This is a genomic window from Pseudomonas algeriensis (genome assembly GCF_048847255.1).
GTDB lineage: Bacteria > Pseudomonadota > Gammaproteobacteria > Pseudomonadales > Pseudomonadaceae > Aquipseudomonas.
Genome location: NZ_JBKKRK010000005.1, coordinates 160,484 through 179,249, shown reverse-complemented (window position 1 = coordinate 179,249; position 18,766 = coordinate 160,484). Strand labels below are relative to the sequence as shown.

8 protein-coding genes are annotated in these 18,766 nt (G+C 60.7%); 2 read left to right on the top strand and 6 right to left on the bottom strand.

Annotation, left to right across the window (positions count from 1 at the left end; genetic code table 11):
• Positions 1-255: 255 nt before the first annotated feature.
• A complete protein-coding gene (locus ACLK1G_RS10080) occupies positions 256-582 on the top strand; it encodes a hypothetical protein (protein ID WP_420765304.1) in 327 nt (108 codons plus the stop codon).
• A 63-nt stretch (positions 583-645) separates the two neighbouring features.
• Here the strand turns inward: ACLK1G_RS10080 and ACLK1G_RS10075 are convergent, their stop codons facing one another.
• From ACLK1G_RS10075 to ACLK1G_RS10060, 4 genes are all read right to left on the bottom strand, one after another.
• A complete protein-coding gene (locus tag ACLK1G_RS10075; RefSeq protein WP_420765303.1) occupies positions 646-1,980 on the bottom strand; it encodes a sigma-54-dependent transcriptional regulator in 1,335 nt (444 codons plus the stop codon).
• Positions 1,973-3,739, bottom strand: coding sequence for a sensor histidine kinase (locus ACLK1G_RS10070; protein ID WP_420765302.1), 1,767 nt, complete (start codon positions 3,737-3,739; stop codon positions 1,973-1,975). Before ACLK1G_RS10070 ends, ACLK1G_RS10075 begins: the two co-directional genes overlap by 8 nt.
• Before the next feature lie 205 nt (positions 3,740-3,944).
• Positions 3,945-5,519, bottom strand: coding sequence for an RHS repeat domain-containing protein (locus ACLK1G_RS10065; protein WP_420765301.1), 1,575 nt, complete (start codon positions 5,517-5,519; stop codon positions 3,945-3,947).
• Positions 5,464-6,726 carry an RHS repeat domain-containing protein gene (locus tag ACLK1G_RS10060; protein WP_420765300.1) on the bottom strand — a complete coding sequence of 421 codons (1,263 nt, stop codon included), beginning with the start codon at positions 6,724-6,726 and terminating at the stop codon, positions 5,464-5,466. Before ACLK1G_RS10060 ends, ACLK1G_RS10065 begins: the two co-directional genes overlap by 56 nt.
• A gap of 325 nt (positions 6,727-7,051) precedes the next feature.
• Here ACLK1G_RS10060 and ACLK1G_RS10055 point away from each other — a divergent pair, with 325 nt between their 5' ends.
• The gene (locus ACLK1G_RS10055; protein WP_420765299.1) at positions 7,052-11,473 is read left to right on the top strand and encodes an NEL-type E3 ubiquitin ligase domain-containing protein; all 4,422 of its coding nucleotides are present in this window, start codon (positions 7,052-7,054) and stop codon (positions 11,471-11,473) included.
• Here ACLK1G_RS10055 and ACLK1G_RS10050 read toward each other — a convergent pair.
• Both ACLK1G_RS10050 and ACLK1G_RS10045 read right to left on the bottom strand, forming a co-directional pair.
• Positions 11,466-14,306, bottom strand: a complete 2,841-nt coding sequence (locus ACLK1G_RS10050; protein WP_420765298.1) for an RHS repeat-associated core domain-containing protein — start codon at positions 14,304-14,306, stop codon at positions 11,466-11,468. The two genes, ACLK1G_RS10055 and ACLK1G_RS10050, sit on opposite strands and share 8 nt — an antisense overlap.
• Positions 14,303-18,721, bottom strand: coding sequence for a SpvB/TcaC N-terminal domain-containing protein (locus ACLK1G_RS10045; RefSeq protein WP_420765297.1), 4,419 nt, complete (start codon positions 18,719-18,721; stop codon positions 14,303-14,305). The genes ACLK1G_RS10050 and ACLK1G_RS10045 overlap by 4 nt, the downstream gene beginning before the upstream one ends.
• Positions 18,722-18,766 lie beyond the last annotated feature (45 nt).

Sequence of the window (18,766 nt, the reverse complement as noted above, 5' to 3'; positions counted from 1 at the left end):
CAGGCAAGCAAAGCCAGCATCTGGACAACGACCCTCGGGCCCCTTTTTTTCGTTTTTTTTGTCACTTTCACTCTCCGCTATTTTCTGTAGGAAATTTCCGGAGTAGATTCATGTTCAATGCACCCAGCGTGCGTGTTACTGCGAAATGGACAGGATTCCGAGTGTGCGCAGTCTCAGCACGGCCATGGTGCCGATTCTCTGTGAGGCAATGATGGCCGTTGTTTATGTCGGCGATTTTGGTGGGATATATACACCATGTCAATAGTTTTGGTGGAATATATCCACGTTCGGCTGCGCGAAGAGATTGATCGCTGTGGTGTTTCGCTGGCTGCCGCCTCCCGTGGGGCGGGCGAAGCGAGCCCGCAGCGCTTGAAGGAAGTCGTCTCCGGGCGGCAGAAATGTCCAGCCGATCTGGTGGCAAAACTGGCGGCTATCGGAGTGGATGTCCAATACGTCCTGACGGGCGAGCGCGTCCAGGCCGCGCCGGCATTGGCGCCTGATGAAGAGCTGTTGTTGGAAAGCTATCGCGCGCTGGATGTGGCGGGGCGCAAGCGCATGATCGCCCGTCTGATCTCGGGTTAGCCGACGGCGCTGGAGGTTCGTGCAAGGCTTGGCGATGGCTTAGCGGGCAGCCGCCACGCCTCCTCAGATGTCCCGCACGAACATTTCCCGATTCAACCCATGCCGCTGCATCTTTTCATTGAAGGTGCGGCGCGGCAGTTGCAGTTCCTCAAGCACGGCTTTTACGTCGCCTTTATGCCGCGTCAGCGCGGCGCGCAGGCATTGGGCTTCGAACGCTTCCTGCTGGGCCGCGAGGGACTGGCCCGGTTCGGTGTCCAGGGCAGGCGGCTGGTCGAGTCCCAGCACTTGGCGTTCGGCGACGTTGGCCAGTTCGCGCACGTTGCCCGGCCAATCGTGACTGAGCAGATGGCTCAGTTGCGGGCCATTCAAGGGCGCGGCGGGGCGGCCGAGGCGTTCGGCGGCGCCGTGGGTGAAATGCTCGAACAGCAATGGAATGTCTTCGCGCCGTTCACGCAAGGGCGGCAGGCGCAGCTCGGCGATGTTCAAGCGGTAGGCAAGGTCCTCACGAAATCGTCCGGCCCGGGCTTCGTCCAGCAAGTCCGGCTTGGTCGCGGCAATGATACGCAGGTCCACGTGGATGCTCTGGTTGGAGCCCAGGCGTTCGAGCTTCTTCTCTTGCAGGACTCTCAGCAACTTGGCCTGCTGGGCCAGCGGCATGCTTTCGATTTCATCGAGAAACAGCGTGCCGCCGTCAGCGTATTCGAGCTTGCCGATGCGTTTGCCCTGGGCGCCGGTGAAAGCGCCGCTTTCATGGCCGAACAGTTCAGCCTCGAACAGCGGTTCGGGGATCGCCGCGCAGTTCAGCGCAACGAAGGGTTTGCTCGCTCTCGGGCCGAAGTCGTGCAGGCAGCGGGCGACCAATTCCTTGCCACTGCCGGTTTCGCCGCGGATCAACACGTTGACTGGCAATGTCGCCAGGTCCAGCACCTGGCGCCGCAGATTCTGCAAGGCGCGGGAGACGCCCAGCAGCGTGGTGTCGAGCCTGACCCGAGCGTCGGCCTGCTCGTGCAGGCGACGGTTTTCCAATACCAGGAAGCGCTTGTCCAAGGCCCGACGCAGGCTGCTGAGCAGCGCTTCGGGGCTGAACGGTTTTTCGAGAAAGTCATAGGCGCCGTCGCGCATGGCTTCCACGGCCATCGGCACGTCGCCGTGGCCGGTCAACAGGATCACCGGCAGGTCCGCGTCGCGCTTGCGCACTTGCGCAAGCAGTTGGAGACCACTGAGACCGGGCATGCGTACGTCGCTGAGGATCACGCCAGCGAAGTTGTCCGGCAACCGCGCCAGGCAGTCTTCGGCACGGCTGAACAACTGCACCTGGAACCCCGACAGGCTCAGCCATTGGTCCACGGCCGTGCGGATGCTGTTTTCGTCATCGACGACTATGACCGAATCAAGCATGCAGCTGCGCCTCCTGATCGATGGGCAAGGTCACGCAGAATACCGCGCCGTTGTCATGATTGTCCGCTGTCAGCCGCCCGCCGGATTCGTGGATGATCGCAAATGAAACCGCGAGCCCCAGCCCGAGGCCATCGCCCACCGCCTTGGTGGTGAAGAACGGGTCGAACACCTGGGCCAGATGTTCTTCGGCGATCCCGGTGCCGCTGTCGCTGACGGTCAGGCGCCACAGTTGTTCATCGGCTTGCAGGCGCACTTCAAGGCGCTTGAGGGGCTGTTCGACCATGGCGTCGAGGGCGTTGCGCAGCAGGTTGATCAACACCTGTTCGAGACGGATGGCATCGCCGCGCACCCACGCCGGACGCGTCAGGTGCAAGACGGTACTGACGTTTTCGTCCCGCAGGCGCGTGTCGAGCAATTGCAGGGCCTGGTCGACTACCGCCGCCAGGTCAAGGCGTTCGCGAAGGCCGCTGGGGCTCTTGCGGGCGAAGGTCTTCAGGTGGCCGGTCAGGGCCGCCATGCGGGTCAGCATGTCGTCCACCGGCTTGAGGGCTTTATAGGCATCGTCGACGCGGCCGTGCTCCAGCAGCAGGCGCAGGGTCGCCAGTTGCATGCGCTGGGCGGTCAACGGCTGGTTGATCTCGTGGGCCAGCGCCGCCGACATCTGCCCCAGCGCCGCCAGCTTGGCCGATTGCACCAGGCCGTCCTGGGCGGTGCGCAATTCTCGGGTGCGTTCGTCCACCAGTCGTTCGAGTTCCTGGCGGCTGCGCTGGCGCAGTTTCGCCAGGCGCCAACGCTGGTTCAGAAACAGCAACAGAAACACCAGCGCCAGCCACAACCCGGCGGCGGCGAGCCCGGCGTTGCGCAGGTCTTCGAAGGCGATCTGTGGTCGACGCAGCAAATGCAGGGTCCAGCCTTCGCCGGCCAACGGCAGGGATTCCCAGAGGTACTGCGCCGTACCCTCGGGCGCCTCGACCAGGGTCAGGTGGCTGTTGTCGTCAAAGCGTCGCAGCGGATCGAAGGCCAGGGGTTGCAACGGTTGCTTGTCGTACTGGCGCGTGGCCTTGAGCTCGGCGCGGTCGCTGTCGGTCAAGGGTTGCAAATGGCGATAACGCCAACCGGGGCGATTGGCGATGAAAATGACCCCGCGCGCATCACTGACCAACAGGGTGTCGCTGCCCTGGCGCCATTCGCGCTCAAGCTCGGGAAACTCGAGCTTCACCACCATCGCGCCGAGGAACTCGCCGCTATCGCCAGTGACCGCGCTGGACAGAAAATAGCCCGGGATGCCGCTGGTCACGCCCACCGCATAAAAGCGCCCGGTGCCTTGGGTGCGGGTCTGGAGGAAATAGGGACGAAAGCCATAGTTGTGGCCGACGTAGCTGCTGGGCAACTGCCAGTTGCTGGCGGCGATCGCCAGGCCGGTGTGGTCCAGCAGCTCCAGGGTCGAGGACTGCGCGGCACCGTTGATTTTTTCCAGCTTGCGGTTCAAGGCATCCTGTTGTGCCGCGCTGACCGGCCCCTTGAGGGCGTCACGCAACTGCGGGTCCAGCGCCAGCACGGCGGGCAGGGCGCGGTAGCGTTCGATCAAGGTGTGCAATGAGTTGGCGTACAGCGCCAATTGCTGGCTCGCGCGGCTGGCGTCTTCTTCCAGGGCCTCACGTTCAGCGTGGCGCACGGCCAGGGTGGCGGCAACGATAGCGCCAGCGACGATCAGCAGGATGTACAACGACAGACGCAGGGGACGAGGCATTGCGGGCATGAAGGTATCACGCAGATGGACTGGGAGGGGCACGATAGCATGCCACCTCCGGACCTGATCTTCTCGATGCCGAGTCCCATCGAATCATCGTCTGGAAGCCTTCATCCGATTCCGTACGAACGGGTTGTCGGTGGTTCTGTACTCGTTGTGCAAAGCCATGCTCTTTTGCGCCCGGCCGAAATAGTCCAGCACACCGTGTGGACGTTCAGAACCGTGCGTTATTTCCGTATTTCGCTCGAATCGCAGCGATCCTTTGCACTTCCCTGGATACGCCAGGGGGGGCAACATTGCTGGTATTGAGTAGTATCAGTAGGCCGATGCCGTGGAGCAAATTCGTTGTTCTATCGGTAATACCAATCAGCGCTTCGACTTCCAGGGTCTGTTCGCGAAATGAGTCTTGCGCCTTTTTTGTCACGTTCTGGTTCTGGCTTTGCTGCCCAATAGATTTTTTAATGTTGTCCATCAACGTGTTGGCCCGGGCTCTGTCCTGTATCCGTCTAAATTCATCGATAGACCTGCCCACCAAAGGGCTCAGAAAGGTGCCGGCCAATGTCGTCGCAAGGGTGATTGCGAGGACCTCTGTGAGATGCCTGCGGTAGACGCTTTGTGTAACGTTAGCAGGTGGGGATTCGCCATCACCCTCCGGATCCCAGGTGGAGGCCAGCGACCATTGGGGATTGAACATGCTGTACACCGCCAAACTTCCGCCAGCACCGAGCAATGAAACGAATGCCGCGTTGCCTGCGCCTGTTGCACCCTCCGGAAGCCATGACAACCCGGCTCTGGAATTGACCAATGCCAAGGCCTTTCGCTTGGCCCAGGCTTGCCACGTTTCGTCGGACTTGGACGGCATCGGGGGAGGCGTCGAAGGATCCGGGAGCCAAAATCCCGGAGACAGCGACTCTTGTGCGGATGGGCTCACGGGAGGCGTCGAAAGACCCGGGACCCAATATCCCCGAGACAGAGACTCCTGTGCGGATGAGCTTATCGGTGAGGGTGGTGAGGATGTGGGCATTTGAATTGAAACGCTATGTCTTGTTTTCCCCGCACCTTGTTCATCAACGAAACTGACCGGATTATTTCCCACCATCGCATATCGGTTCAGTCCATCCACGTTTCCCAAGGGATCCGGACCGATCCAGTGCCTGAGCCAAGGCGCGTAATAGCGCAGCCCGTAATAGTACAAGCCGCTGGCGTCCATGACCTTGGCGCTATAGCGAATGGTCTTGTAGTCGGCTTCTACCGCCGAACGACTCGCCCACGAGGCTGTGGTGCCGAACGGATGGAAGCGCTCGCGGCTGATCAGCAGGCCGCTTGCATCCGTCTCAAGCGTGCTCGATCCGAGATGATCGCCATGGCTGTAGCGCATCTGATAGTCGTCGATCCCTGGGTTGCCGCGTGCCCAGTGCAGGCAGCGGATAGGGCTCGCGGCGGCGTCGAGCACGATGACTTCCAGGTCCTGATCGGTTTTTTCGTGCAGCTCCAGCCCTGGCAGATAACGGGTCTGGCTGATCACACGGGTGTTTTTCGCCTGGGCAGTCCTGATCGTTCTCAGGCGCTTGCCGTTGGCTGCGTAGACATACTGTTCGTGGTCGCTCGCGGCAGGTGCCGCGCGGGCTACCGTCGTGCAGCGCATAAGCTGGTTGCGCCGGTTGTAGAGCAGGGGCTGTCCACCGCGCTGCAACAGAATCTGATTGCCGCAGGGATCGAAGCTGTTGGCAAAATCAGGTTCGGCACCATCCTTGGACAAGGCTCGGTTGCTGTCGGGGGCGATCGCCATTTCCAACGTCCGGTCCGGCATGGTCACTGCGATGGAGCAGCGTGACCATGCCGCCGCTGTCATTGTAGGAAAAGCTTTGCGTGTAGTTGAGCAACAAGCTGTCGTCTATCGGGCCGGGCTCCGGTAGGCCGGGATGGCCGGGGTCCACCTGCGCTTCGCAGCCACTGGCGTGGGTCAGTCGGGACAGGCTGTCATAGTTGAAAACCTGCTCGCCGGTGACGTGTCTGTTGGCGAAGTACCGGACGGTGAAGGTCAGGTCGACGATCTTCAGCACATTGCCCATCGGGTCGTAGCAATAGCGTGCGTGCTGCAGAATCTTGCCAGTGGCCGATTGGGTCTTGAGTTCGATCACACTCCCATCGGACGGGTCATAGGTCGCGGTGTCGACGATGGCGTTGCCGTAGGTCTGGCTTTGCGGTTGGCCGTTGGCATCATAACGGGGGTTGAGAAAAAGCACGGCTTCCGGCTGGCCTGCTGGTTGCAGGGCGATACGGTTTAACTGGCCTGCGACGTCATACGTCATGGATTGCGTGTGTTGGCGAGCGTCCTTTCGGTGAATGAGGGCGCCCGTTGCGTCGTGGTCGCTGGATGAGACAAAGCGTTCGGGTTCAAGTTGGAGGTCGTTTTCCGCAGGGTCGGCGCTCCAGTGCGGGGAGTCCGGGGTCTTGAGAAAACGACGGGTTTCGTCCAGCGGTTGGCCGATGAGATTGTAGCCGCTGAAAGTGATCTGGCCGGCAGGATCGAGTTGTTCGATGACTCGGCCACAAGCATTTCGGGCTACGGCCGTGGGCGATCGGTCTGCGAAGAAAATCCGTTCGGTGGTCTGCTCGGCTGCACCCTCGGCCCGTTCGTGGAGGGCGATCCGCCGAAGTTGCGAGTCGTACTCGCTGCGCAACCGTGTTGCGCGCCCGTCCCAAGCCTGGAGCGTCTCGCCGGCCAGGCCGATCAACCGGAGAGTGCGGCCACTGTCCACATGCTGGCTCAATAGCGCAACGCCCGACGACGTATGGATATCGGTCTGAGCCGCCACAGCCAATCGCGCATCCAGCTGTTCGGTCACCCGACCGGCGACATCATGGCGATACTGGTTGGCCACGCCGCGTACCGGGTCGTTGGCCTCGGCGCGCAGGTACTGGACCTGTCGTACGCTGTTGCCTCCAGGATCATAGGCAGTGGTCGTTGGCGTGCGGAAATGGACAGTGCTCATGAAGCGATCAACCTCCAAGGATGTCTTAGATTGCTGATTGGCGACGTCAAGTTCCGAGGAAGGCTCACTATAGCAATGAAGCTGCTGGGCAGAACCTGTCAGGTCTGACAGGGCTTCGATGTGCATGGATGGGATACGGAGGGAGGGATCGGACGTTTTGTCCGGTAACAGGTTTCGCCTGGCTTTGGTGGGATGTGTTCGTTTAGCGTTAACGTTTTCATGGGTCATGGATGACTTGAACATGTCTGCACTGCAACAAAACAGAATGCCCGCGGCGATAAACCCGGCGGGTCCTTCCAACCCTAGGGAATGGCTCGTTCATTCGATGCCCGATTGGTTGTCCGGGCTTTCATCCCAACAACGCACGGCACTGGTACAAGCCGCCGGGCCTATACCACCGGGGTTCGTCCAGGCCAATGACGCGAACAAGGAACACCTGAGAAGCGCCCTGCAAACCAGCTGGAAGTCCCACCATAGGCTGGAGCAGATGCTCGGTCGGCTCCAGTCGATCGAGGCGTTTGCCGAACCGCTGCTGGTGGCTGCCTTGAAAAAGCGTTGCAACATGATGCTGGACGTCAGGCAAATCTATCTGCGGCTCTACATCCCAGAGGGCGTGGCCGTCGCCTACAGGACCCGAACCATTTCCCTGTTGGACGCCGCACTGCAGAATTTCGAGGCAAAAGAGGCGCGTCCCGGCTTCTTCGACGAAGCGTCCTGTTTCATCACCCCGCCCAGCGCGAGTGGGCAGTTCGATGTCTTGCCTGTCGGCCTCACGCTGACCCTGCCGGTATTCGTCGCGCTTTGCCGGGACCTGGATATTGGCGGCCGCTACCAGGCGTACCTGAAAAACAATCTGCTCGATGAGCCTGTCGCCAGCGCTGTGGTGCAGGAGCGTTTCCAGGACGCCGACAAAGACGCCTTCCGAGCGGCTGCGGCGTTGGCGCTGATCAAGGGCGACATCAGCCCGCAGCTTCACCAGGCGCTGCAAGCCCTGATGGCCGGCCAGCGTGTCAGCTATCGCGGCAAGCCGCAGTATTGCCACGACCTTTACCTACTGGACACTCGTCTGACCGGCATCGTAATGATCGCCCCTGACCTCCAGCGCAGCCGGCAGGCGGAACCGGTTGTGGTCTATATCCCCCGCGATCCCGAACACCCGTTAAAGCAGTACAGTTCGACGGCTGCGCTCCTGGCAGCGCTGGCCGTTCGATTACGGTCGCAACGTTACCAGCAGTTCTTCAGCCGCTTCATTCCCGTTGCCAACCGCGGACGATTTTTCGCTGCGCTGGACGCCCAGCTATTCAAGGCTCGGCGCGAGCCGGTGGAAAATCCCAAGCTGCGAATGACCTGCCGGCAGATAAAGGATGATGTTTGGCAACACGGGTTCGAGCAGCGGCTCAACCAGATCCTCCAGGACGCCCGCCTGATAGCAGTGCCGACGGGGAACGAAGATCTCAAGTCCCGGTGGGCTCGCTGGGACAGTTTCATGCAGGTGGCCGAGACGGTGCTGGAAATGGCCGCTTTTACGGCAGCCTCGTTTGTGCCGGTCCTTGGCGAAGCGTTGTTGGTCTACACCGCCTATCAATTGCTCGACGAAACATTCGAAGGCATCGCCGATTGGTCTCAAGGCCGACGTGCCGAAGCGGCCGCGCACTTGCTGGGGGTGGCCGAGAACATGGCGCTCATGGGGCTTTTCGTGGCGGGGGGGAAAGTGGCGGGGGCTGTGCGTTCCACGCGGCCTTCATCGTTTGTCGAGCAGATGAAAGTGGTCCAGAGCCGCGATGGGCAGTCGCGTCTATGGCACCCCGATCTCGCGCCCTACGAGCAGGCGTTGGACCTCAAGACGAACGCTCGGCCACAAGCCAATGGCCTTTATCTTCATCAGGGACAAGAGGTGCTGTTGCTCGGCGACCGGCCGTTCGTGGTCGAGCAGGCCGCGGGTTCTGGGCAGTATCGGATTCAACATCCCGTGCGCGCCGATGCGTATGCGCCAAAGCTCGCCCATAACGAGGCGGGCGCCTGGGTCCATGAGGGTGAACGCCCGCTGAGCTGGCAAGGGCCAACACTGATGCGGCGCCTGGGGCATAGCGTCGAGTCTTTTTCGGATGAAACCTTGGAGCAGATCCGTATCGTCAGCGGCGTCGAAGAATCCAGCTTGCGCCAGCTGCATGTCGAGCACGCCCGGCCCCCGGTGTTGCTGGTCGAAACCATCAAGCGCTTCCGGGCCGCGCAGGGCAGCCCAACGGGTGTCGAGCCGGTGGTAGACGAGGCGGGCGGTACTGGCGCCCAGGTCTTGCGCAGCGAGTTTCCCCAGTTGCCCCGCGCCGTGGAGGACGAGCTGCTGGTTGACGTCACCGAGGTGGAGCGCCGGCAGATGAGTGAGCGAGGGTACTTGCCTTTGCGCCTGCGTCAGGCGGCTCGCACAGCCATGGGCGAATGGCGGATTGTCCAGGCATACGAGGGATTGTATTTGCCCACCAAGGGCAACCCCGACACCTGGCGGTTGGCGTTGCACAGCCTGGAGCATCTGCCGGGTTGGCCGGCGCAGGTGCGTATCGAGATTCGCGACGGGGCGCTGGAGGGGCCGCTGCTCGACAGCGTCGGACCGTCGTCATCGGTGGTGCGCAAGGTGCTCGTGCCGGTGGAAGAAGCGACGCCTGAGTTGTTTGGCGAGCAAGGTAACTCGGTGGACAGTGCCGCCGATTTCTATACCGAAATCCTGAGCGCCTTGACCGAGGCCGAGCGTCGGGCGTTGGGTTACAAGCTCGGCGATGGGTCCTTGCTGAGGAAGGCTGTTCAACAAGCGCCGCTAGACCGGACGACGTTTCGCAAAGTCCTTCTGAACGCTGCCGGTACGGCGGAGGATCCACCGATAGTCGCACGTTTGCTCGGGGAGCAACCGGGCTATGGGCGGCTCGATGAGCAATTGCTTGGAACCGGTGATGCGTTGAGCCTGGAGGCGCGGTTCAAGGTGCTGTATCCGGAAGCGTCGACTCAGAGTTTTGCCCGGTTTGTTGAGTCATTCCACTCTGAACAGTTGGCAATACAAAACCTCGTGGCTCGCGAATTGGAGTTTGAGGGGCTGAGCAACTCGCTGGAAAACTGGGTGGCGATCAAGAGGGGCGATGTGGTTGCCATTGATCAGCTCTACCACAAGGGAAAACTCGCTTCGGCGCTCAAGCAGTGTTGGCGGGCTGGAGTGGATACGCCGCCTCAGGGGTATATTCTGAATCTGAATTACTTCTGGTCAAGTAACACTTTCGATTGCTTTCCAACCCTGGAAACGGCGTTCCCCCATGTGAGCGAACTGAAGTGGCGCCATGGTGCGCTGGATACTGATCTGACAGCGTTTCTCGGTTATTTCCCCAATCTCAAGACGCTGGACCTGAGTCATAACGATCTGACGGTGTTACCACGGCTAGAGCCCCATCTTGCGGATTTGCGGGTGTTGGACCTCGCACATAATCAATTGAGTCTCACCGCTCAAAACGTCGCTGACCTGGGAGGCTTGAGTCGCCTTGAGGTGTTGAAGTTGGGCAACAACCCCGCCTTGAACCTGCTGCCCGACATCACTCGCATGTCGGAGCTCGCCATGCTTGACTTGCAACAGACTGGTGTTACTGAGTGGCCGCCAGGTTTACTGACTGTCACACGACCCCGCTCCTTCGAGCTGAATCTGGAGGGTAATTCCATAGACCGTATTCCAGAGGTCACGCCCGGCTCCGAACAGGCCCGGTTGATCGCCCGGACTCGCTTGAGTCGCGACCAGCTTCCAGAAGACAGTTTGCGCCAATTCCAAGGCTATATGCGTTCGGTGGGTTATGACCCGGCGCGCAGCTATCCACCCAAGGGCGAGGAAACCAGCCAATACTGGCTTGAGAGCCTTGCCGATGACGCGCGAGTTTCCCGTCAGCGTACCTGGGACGAGCTTGAGCGCGAACCTGGCGCCCAGGGTTTTTTTGAGATGTTGGAGCAACTGACAGAGGCCGCCGATTACGTCGAAGAGGACTATCGTCCTCAATTGATAGGGCGAGTCTGGAGAATGCTCGACGCCGTGTCTGAAGACGCGACATTGCGCGAGGAGCTGTTCCGCATGGCGATCAACCCGGATTCCTGTGCCGACGCCGGGGCGCAGTTGTTCAACGAAATGGGCATCAAGGTTTTGGTCCATGAAGCGTATCGGGCGAGCGATGCTACTCAGGTCGAGGCCAAGCTGCTGGCGCTGGCCAAGGGCAAGTCGCGGTTGGATCAGGTCAATGAAATTGCCCGCGCGACGATTCAGAATCGATTGCAGGCGGGTGAGACGTTTATCACCCTGGACGAGGACGGGGAGTTCTCGGGAAGCATCGATGAGGTGGAGGTCTACCTGGCGTTCCAGACCGGATTAGCGGAGCGTCTGGGTTTGCCATGGCAATCGCAAGGGATGTTGTTCAGAGGTGTTTCCGGCGTGGATGACGCTGCCATGGACCTGGCTTATCAATCGGTCCTGGAACTGGAAACCGGCGACGGATTGGTGGACCAAATCATTGGGCAGCGGTTTTGGCGGACCTATCTTAAAGGTCGGCACCCACACGCCTTTGAGCGCAATGCCTCGGTGTATCAGCAGAAAGCCGAGGCCCTGTTGGATCAGCAAGTCGCGGGCTCGCTTTCGCAAGCCGACTACGAACGAGGCATGAGTGAACTGGCCCATGAACGGAAGGCCTTGTTACGGCAACTGACATTAGATGCAATGGCAGGGCCTAGTTGATGTACGGCCTGGCCAGGTCATTCCACTGTGAATGAGTTGTCTGCACCCATTCGGTCACGATGTCAAATTTCGGCAGATCGTCTGCGGCGTCCGAGGGGCCTCTAAGGATATTGGTGCAGTTGAAGCAGGCGGGAAAGCCTCGACCCAGTTCTCGCTTGCTGCCGGCAATCTTTTGGGTGACGACAATTATCTGCGATGGATCCGTCGCCCCGGTGATGTTCTGCTGGATATTCAGCGCGACGTTCGCGCCGATGCTTTCAGCATGCAGGCCGGGAAGTCCTGCGACCTTAGGAAGGTAGTTGTTGCCCGCACTGATGTGATTTTCGAGCCGCTGTTTGACCAATGGATGCAACACCGGGGCTTCGTGTTCAATCCCCGTCAAGTTCGTCGGCGTTGGGTTTGATCCCGTGTAGAGTTTCATGGGGCGTTTGGAGTCCCTGAACGTTTCAATGAGCTTGTTTTCCAGGAAAGCTTCGTAACGGGTGATATCTCCAAACTGGAATATGCCCCCCGAGGTCAGGAAATCTTCCTCGGTGTTCTGAACGGGATCACGGGACACCCGAACGCCCTCGGACATAAGTTCCAATGAGTCGGGTAGTGGAATGTTGTAGAGGTCAGTCAAGTAACGGGTTTCGTCAGGGTTATTGCCAGGAATTTCAAAGCCAGCATGGGCACTCAGTATGTCTCTACTGGTTTTAGCGAATAACTCTGCCTCTGGATGTTTTTGGTAATGCTGTTCCCGCGCCTTGAGCTTTTTGGCATTTGAACCCTTGATCTGGTTCTCATCAAACGGGGCATCTCCTCCTCTTATTATGTGCTGAGTGCGGGTGCTCACCTTGTTCATGAGCTGCTCTCCTTTTATCAGCCCCAGGTTGTCGCTATAGCGAATAGGGTTATTCCCCACCATCGCATACAAATTCAACCCATCCACCGGCCCCGCCGGGTCCGGGTTGATCCAGCGCATCATCCACGGTGCGTAGTAACGAAACCCGTAATAATAAAGTCCACTCCCATCGCGCTCCTTGCCGGAGTAACGAACGGTCTTGTAGCTGGCCTGCACCTGGGAATCCGCCGCCCACCACGCTGTGCCGCCGAAGGGGTAGTAGCCTTCGTGGCTGATGAGCCGGGCGTCTTGGTCCAATTCCATGACCAATGAACCCAGGTGATCTTCAAGGCTGTAGCGCAGTTGGCCTTGCTCGATTTCAGCCGGCCGGCCCTTGGCCCAGTAGAGGCCGCGCACGTTGGACGCAGGCCCCTGGAGTGTGCAGACGTGCAACTCTTCGCTGTCGTCCAGGGTGCGAATTTCCAGGCCCGGCAAGTAACGCACGTCGCGCACGTGGCTGACGGAAGCGGCCTGGGCGATTTGCCGCTTGCGCAGGCGGATGCCCTGGGCGTTGTAGCTGTAGCGCTCGGCATCGTCTTCGCCGTCGTGACGTCGGACTTGGGTGACCTTGTGCAGTTGATTGCGCCAATTCCAGGTCAGGTGCTGGCCGGAGGCGGGCAGGTTCAGTTGGTTGCCGCCGGCATCGAAGTCCAGGTCGTCGCCAGGGGCGGCTTCGCCCTTGTGCCAGTGCAGGCAGCGATTGCTCGACGAGTCCAGTGTCAGGCGTAGCGTATGCCCTTGGCCTGGGGTGGCGCTGTTGTGAACTAGTTTTTCCAGATTACCGCCGTGGTCATACTCGTAATGTTGAGTGTAGGGGCTTCGCAAGGACAGGTCGGAGGGCGGGACCACCCCCGGCAACGCCGGTTGCGTACCCGCGCCGGGGATCTCCAACCCCGTGGCGCTTTCCAGGCGATACAGGCTGTCATAGGCAAAGGTACGAACGCCTTCGCTGCGCTGGTTGGCATGGTAACGCACGACATGGGTGTGATCGGCAATCGAGGTGACATTGCCCACGGGGTCGTAGACGTAGCTCAAGTGCTGGTGGACTTCACTGCCTTTCATGGCTTTGAGTTCAGTCAGGCGTCCATTGGCCGGGTCGTAGATGAAGGTCGTCTGGATGCCGTTACCCGCTGTGTACGCTTGACGCTGTCCCTCGGCACTGTATTGAAATGCATGAGCGATCAGCTCGTCGGTCGTGCTGCCCGCCCATTGCAAATGCATGCTCTTGGGCTGCCCGGCGACATCGAATTCAAGACGTTGGCGATGCCCTTTGGCATCCGTCTGGCCCAAGGCATCACCCAAGGCGTCGTAATGCCACTGCGTGTCGTAGCGGGCGGGCTCCAGCAGATACTCGCGCCCAGCTTCATCATCCGGCCAGTCGGGCATTTGCAGCGTGTCGAGGAACCGTTGCCCCTGGGCCAGGGGCAACCCCGCCATTGAATAATCATCAACAGTGACCAGACCAGCCGTGTCGTATTGTTCCACCAACTGGCCGCAGCGATTGTGCAAGGCGTCTTCGGAAGAGGGGAGGCCGTAGCGCAGGCGGCCGACTGTGATCCATTCCAGGTCTTTGCCGCGCTCGCGAATCAGCGTGGGGCGTAACTGCGAGTCGTATTCGCTCTGTTGCTCGCTGTCGCGGGCATCCCAGCTGTGCAGGCGCTGCCCGGCCAGGCCAAGCAATTCGCAACGCAGCCCCGCGTCGATGCTTTCAGTGCGTAGCGGTGTGCCCGACAGGCTGTAGATGCTGTGCAGGTTGACGTGTTCTGAGTCGTGAAGACGCGGGTCCCATTGATCGACGATGCGCCCGGCAACGTCATACGCCTGGGCCGTGACCAGCCTCTGGGTGTCGTCGCGGGTCGAACCGCGCAGGTAATCCACCCGCCGGACAGGTCCGGTTCGCCCATCGAACACAGCAATGACGGGGGTCTTGGCATGAGTGTGTGCGCTCATTGGGCAGGCCCCGGATCGGTATCGTTGTAATCGTGATCGCACTGGTACCACGGATGGTAGATGTGCCAGGCCTCATGCCCCTTGGCATTGATGACCTTGACCAGGCGTCCGGGTGGGTCATAGAACTGCTGGTCATGATAGCCATGCTCGCGCAGCGAGGCGTCGTTGATGTAGCGCCAGGCATCGGCGAAATAGGGGCGATAGACACGGGTCACCAGCCCCTTGTTGTTGTACTCGACCCGTTCGCTGACGCGCCAGCGCGGGTCGGCCTCGTGCTGTATCGGTTTGTCATCGGGGCCCAACAGCAGCGAGCCGTTCTCGTCGACGGCGTAGGCGACGCCGGGCTCCACCAGTTGCTTGGTTTGCAAAGCGCGTCCGAATCCATCGACGGCGCCCAGGGCGATGCGGATCTGCTGCAAGGGGTCGTCCGGGTAGCGATCGGCACTCAGTACGACACGGTGGGCCGGCTCCCGGGCGGTGGCCTGCATGAGCGCCCATAGCAGCGCTTCGCCGGCGGTGCGGGTTTTCAACCGGGCCAGGCGCACCCGCGCCGAAGCGCGGATATGGCCGCTGGGCAGCACATATCGGGCATTGATCCATTCGTCGCGCTGCGCCGGCAGGACCAGCGAAAAATCGAGCTGGCCCATCCAGCTCAGGTTGTCGATGCGCGCTGCGCTGGCGATATCACCCAGGGTGGCTTCGGGGTCCTCGATGGCGTGGCCGGGCGACAAATCATCGGGTGGCTCATAGTCATCGATGGGATAAAAACCCGCGGGAATGCCGTTCTCGGTCCCATGGAAACTGACGCCCAAGGGCAGGCCGGCGGGACCGTAAAGCGCCTCGTGAACGTTGTCGTTGGCGTCGATGATCCGGCAGGGCAACAGCGAGTGGTAGTCGTACCCGATATGGGTCGCGCAGCCGTCCGGGAGGGTGACGGCGATGGGCATCAACTGATAGGCGTCGTATTCGCTCGTCGTGATGCCGTGGCTCAGGGTTTCCTGTAACGCGCTGATATGGAAAAAGCCTTCGAGTGGCAGGTAGGTGGCGAAACCGACTTTCCTCGACCACAGGTTCCGCGCTGCGTCCTCCTCCGGGTCTTCAGGCATGAACAGTTTCATCGGCTCGTAGCCGACCAGTTCCAGTTGCTGGCGGATATCGAACGGTTCGGGCACGACGTCGTAGGCCTCCAGCGCCTGCTTGTCGAATTCGGCCACTTCCAACGGACCGCGCAAGGCTTGGAACGGTGCGTCACTCAGGTAGCTTTGTTCTTCCAGGGCGATCAGCACGCGGGCGCTTTTCCATTCGTCGGAATCGCAATGTTCAAGCAAGCATTCGTAGCTGACCTGCTGCGGGTTCAGTCCGTTTGGAAGCGGGCCTTTTGGTAGCTGAAGCCCGTTGGTTCGTGCGCGCCAGGGTAGGCCCAGCCGTTGCCGGGGTCCATTTTCATCGAAAAGGTGTTTATAGGCGGCCAGGCTTTCGGTCAGGTGATACACCTGCTGCTGATCGTCGTGGGCGTCACGCCACCAATTGTTCTCGGCCTCGTCTTCGAAGGGCGGCTCGTCCGCTGCGCTCAGGCGCCGGGCGTAATGGACAACGAAACCGTGTTCCAGTTGGCCGTAGAGGTCCCATCCGAGGTTGACGGTATGCAGGGCTTGGGGGTCGTTGATGAAACCGTCGTAATGATGGAGGACCGTTTCCAGCGCCAGTACCAGCAGACTTTTATGGTGGTCATGGGAGTGGCGCAACAAATAGCGGTGCTGGGACACGGTATAGGGCTTGGTGGAATCGGACGACTCGCCGTGGTGGGTCTCGCTGCGCAGTACATGACCGCCCAGGGCGTAGGCCATTTCCCTAGCGGTGTCCGGGTCGGGGACGATGATTTCGTCGGCTTTGTCCTGTTCATGAAGCCGGGTCAGCAGCGTTGGGCCCAGGGGCGGCGCGTCGGTGTCGGCATCGAAACAATCCCTGAGGGGCTGGTCGACGGTACGCCCGGTGTGGAACCAGGTCTTGACCAGTACCGGTGCGGTGAAATCCCTTTCCCGATTTCCCGAAGGCACCTCGCTGTCGAGCTGATACAACCGGCCGAACCCTCTGAATTCGCGGTGATAGCTGTCGTAGTCGCCTTCGTAGTAAGTAAATCCCTGGGTCAGGCAGTTTCCGGTTATTTCATCCAGCTGTTGTTGCCGGGCCACCAGCGGCAAGGCCATGGGCAAATAGCAGTCCAGCGCTTCGCCCCGCGTCGCGCGCTGGGCTTTTTCGTCCAGCCAGAACTGCGCGCTGCTGCGGTGGGCGACGGTGCTGCTCATGCCCATGTTGTTGTTCGTGGCGTTGAGCAAGTAGGGCCGTGCCGCGACGAAATCGTAGCGCCAATGGTGCGGTTTCATGTCCGCGCTGTGATGGGGAATACTCAGGAGCAGGCTGGCGCAGCCCAAACCTTGCAGATCGGCCAGGGTGACCTGGCAGAGGTTGTCGTAGCGCATGCCTTCCGGCCAGGGCACCCGCACGGGTGTCTGTTCAAGGCAATTGCCGCCATGGTTCAAGTAGATTTCGAAACAGTCGCTGCGCAGGTAGATCAGCGCCGGCGCGCCGGAACCGTCCAGGTCGGCGATCCGCACCCGTTCGGCGTTGAACTCGGTGTAGGTGAAGGGCAGCGCGCTCATCACAAAGCCCTTGCCGAAACGCCCATGGCCCAGGTTTGGCCAGCACTTGATTTCGTTGCAGCGGATACGGCACAGCTCGGTGCTGTCGCTCCCCAGCATATTGGCGAACAGCACCAGTTCGCTGCGATCATCGCTGAACAATGGCAGGGTGCTGTCCGGTTCGTGGGGAACGTCCACGCCGGAGGCGAACCCGAGGTGACGGAGGTTGGCGTACAGCCGCACGCTTTTGGGGCCGACCATCGCCAGGGAGCGCAGGCCGTCGCCCGTCAGATCGCCCAGTTGCGCGGCGGGGTGCAGGAACTCCGTGGGGAAGCGCTTGAAGTCGTTGAACGTCGACCAACTGCGGTCCGGGTTGAGCGTGTAGAAACCATTCATGCCGGGTTGGGCGATGACCCAATTGAGGCGGCCATCGCCGCATAGATCGGTCAGCAGTTGCATCACCGGCGTGTTGTCGGCGGCGATTGGAATGTTTGGCAGAAGTGTCCACGGGGTGTAACCGACTTCGTCTGGATCCTCACCCGGGGCGCGCTCGGGCTCGCGGTAGTACCAACCATTGCTGTAGCGGCATAAAAAGCCGGGAATGCCTTCGCCGTAGAGATCGACGCACTGGTAGCGTCGGCTGTCCTCCAGGGCGGGCATGTTCTCCAGGGCAAAAAAAACCTTGGGTATCAGGTTCGGCTCGAACGCGTTGTATTGGAGTTCTACGGGGGGCGTGTATTCCACCCGATCCCTGGCGTCCCAGTGCTGGTAATGAGCGGCGGTCAACAGGCTGTAGCACAAGGGGGTGCTGGTGTATTCCAACAGCAGCCGGCGCACCAGCGCGGGTTCGTTGTGGGTTTCGGCGGGGAACTGATGGAACATCAACACCTGCTGGCAGAGGCGCCGCGTGCCCACCTCGAAACCATATCGATACACGTGCAACGGGTCGCTGCGCAGTTGCCAGGCGTTTTCGTCCAGGGCCGACCAAGCGGGTTTTTCATCCAGACCGAGGGCTCGTTGGCCATAATCGAACAGCAAGTGGAAGTGCCAGGGGAGGTTCGCCGGGTCTTCATCTTCGAAGCAATACAAGGTTTCGCTGGCCGTGGCGTTGCCGTAGCACACCCGCCGCAGGTAACGCTGGGCACGGTAGTCGCGAGGGCCTTGCGAGGGGCAGGGGTCGGCCTGGTACTCGTAATAGATGTGTTCGCCCAGGGGGCTGACCTCTTCCAGCAGCAGCCACTCGGCGATACGCGAGGGGACTTGCGGGTCGGCAATGCGCGAGTTCGGGCTTTTCCCATAGCAATACACGTGGCCGTTGCTGCCTTGCACCCGCCAGAACGGCTGGCTTTCGATGGATGTCCAGAGTTCGTAGATATCGAACGTGCCCTCGATCCTCGGAAAATACCGCGTCACCGCGAAGGTCTCGTCGCCGATTCTGCGGCTGGTCTGACTTTCGAGATCAGGCCAACGATCCACGCCATCGGGGCCGACCATGACATCCTCGTCACCGTAACGGGGGACGCCTTTGCTGGTCTTGCGCCAGATGCTGGGGATCGACAGCTGCATGCCGATGCCGAATACACCGTTGCCGCCCTGGCTGTTGTACTGCAGGGCCAACGTCGGCGTCAGGTGACGGGCGCTCGATATCGGCAGGCGCAACTCGAAGGAGGCGGCGCCCCGCGTGCCGACCGGGCCGAGGCTGTTGCCGAAGGTGGCGATTGACGCACTGCCGGCGATCGTGGGCGTGATGATTTGAAGGGGGGCTTGTTCGGCCATTTGTCGTTATTCCCTTGGACCCTGGCCGGGGTTGATTCCCGGCCA

Coding starts and splice junctions, on each gene's coding strand:
- ACLK1G_RS10080 (WP_420765304.1), top strand. CDS start 256: ATGTCAATAGTTTTGGTGGAATATATCCACGTTCGGCTGCGCGAAGAG.
- ACLK1G_RS10075 (WP_420765303.1), bottom strand. CDS start 1,980: ATGCTTGATTCGGTCATAGTCGTCGATGACGAAAACAGCATCCGCACG.
- ACLK1G_RS10070 (WP_420765302.1), bottom strand. CDS start 3,739: ATGCCCGCAATGCCTCGTCCCCTGCGTCTGTCGTTGTACATCCTGCTG.
- ACLK1G_RS10065 (WP_420765301.1), bottom strand. CDS start 5,519: ATGGCGATCGCCCCCGACAGCAACCGAGCCTTGTCCAAGGATGGTGCC.
- ACLK1G_RS10060 (WP_420765300.1), bottom strand. CDS start 6,726: ATGAGCACTGTCCATTTCCGCACGCCAACGACCACTGCCTATGATCCT.
- ACLK1G_RS10055 (WP_420765299.1), top strand. CDS start 7,052: ATGCCCGATTGGTTGTCCGGGCTTTCATCCCAACAACGCACGGCACTG.
- ACLK1G_RS10050 (WP_420765298.1), bottom strand. CDS start 14,306: ATGAGCGCACACACTCATGCCAAGACCCCCGTCATTGCTGTGTTCGAT.
- ACLK1G_RS10045 (WP_420765297.1), bottom strand. CDS start 18,721: ATGGCCGAACAAGCCCCCCTTCAAATCATCACGCCCACGATCGCCGGC.